Here is a 1,261-nt window from a genome sequence, read left to right on the forward strand (position 1 = left end):
TCCCATGGCAACACCAGCGTACATGTCGGTTACCGGCGAAAAACAAGGCCTGATCACTGCCGGCGCCTTCACCGCCGACTCCGTTGGCAACACCTACCAGGAAGGCCACGAAGACCAGGTTATGGTTCAGGCTTTCAGCCACGACGTGATCATCCCGCGTGACCCGCAATCCGGTCAGCCAACCGGTCAGCGCGTTCACAAGCCAGTGATCATCACCAAGGTCTACGACAAGGCTTCGCCACTGCTGCAAGCTGCCCTGACCTCGGGCGAGCGCATGAGCGAAATCGTTATCCAGTGGTACCGCACTTCGGCTCAAGGTACCCAAGAGCACTACTACACCACCAAACTGGAAGACGCGATCATCGTCGCCATCAACAACAAGATGCACAACTGCCAGGATCCATCGAACGCCCACTTCACCCACCTGGAAGAAGTGCAGTTCACCTACCGCAAAATCACCTGGACCCACGAAGTATCCGGTACTTCGGGTTCCGATGACTGGCGTGCTCCAGTCGTTTAATTACGGCTGATCGTTACAAGCATCGGCCAGCTCTGCTGGTCGATGTTGTTTACGCCCCTCCAGAATTTCGCGTGCGTCGATCGTTAACGGTCGACGAACGCCGCTGTACAGCACGAGGAACAAGGGATGTTCGCGCCGGCCAATGAAACCCACTTTGCCCTGACCATCGAAGGTCTTTCCGCCGATTTCCAAGTGTTTACCCTGAGCGGCCGGGAAGCCATCAGCCAGCCTTTTGTGTTCGAGGTGGAGCTGGTCAGTGAGCAGCCGTCGCTGGACCTCGAAACCCTGCTGCACAAACCGGCCTTCCTGCAGCTGTCGCCCGACGGCAGCGGCATCCACGGCCTGATCTACCGCGCCGCGCAAGGCGATTCCGGCAAGCGCCTGACGCGCTATTCCGTGACCCTGCGCCCGCAACTGGCGTATCTCGCGCACCGGATCAACCAGCGGATCTTCCAGAACCTCAGCGTGCCGAAAATCATCGGCAAGGTCCTCGAAGAGCACGGCATCCAGGGCAACGCCTACGCCTTCCAGACCGGTTCGATCTACCCCGAGCGCATTTACTGCGTGCAATACGACGAATCGGACCTGCATTTCATCCAGCGCCTGTGCGAAGAAGAAGGCATTCACTACCACTTCCAGCACAGCGCCACGGGCCACAAACTGGTGTTCGGCGATGACCAGACGGTGTTCAAGAAACTGGCGCCGGTGGCCTATCAGCAGGACTCCGGCATGGTCGCCAGC

2 protein-coding genes are annotated in these 1,261 nt (G+C 58.9%); both read left to right on the forward strand.

Annotated elements, in window-relative coordinates:
* Positions 1-4 precede the first annotated feature (4 nt).
* Positions 5-520, forward strand: a complete 516-nt coding sequence (locus tag CAG25_RS28080; protein ID WP_039767797.1) for an Hcp family type VI secretion system effector — start codon at positions 5-7, stop codon at positions 518-520.
* A gap of 126 nt (positions 521-646) precedes the next feature.
* Positions 647-1,261: type VI secretion system tip protein TssI/VgrG (gene tssI, locus CAG25_RS28085; protein ID WP_143493007.1), on the forward strand; the 615-nt coding region annotated here is incomplete at its 3' end.

The organism is Pseudomonas sp. B16(2017) (assembly GCF_002113205.1).
In the GTDB taxonomy this organism is placed as follows: domain Bacteria; phylum Pseudomonadota; class Gammaproteobacteria; order Pseudomonadales; family Pseudomonadaceae; genus Aquipseudomonas; species Aquipseudomonas pharyngis.

What these genes read in the sequence shown, in the direction of transcription:
- CAG25_RS28080 (WP_039767797.1), top strand. Translation starts at nt 5, where the DNA reads ATGGCAACACCAGCGTACATGTCGGTTACCGGCGAAAAACAAGGCCTG.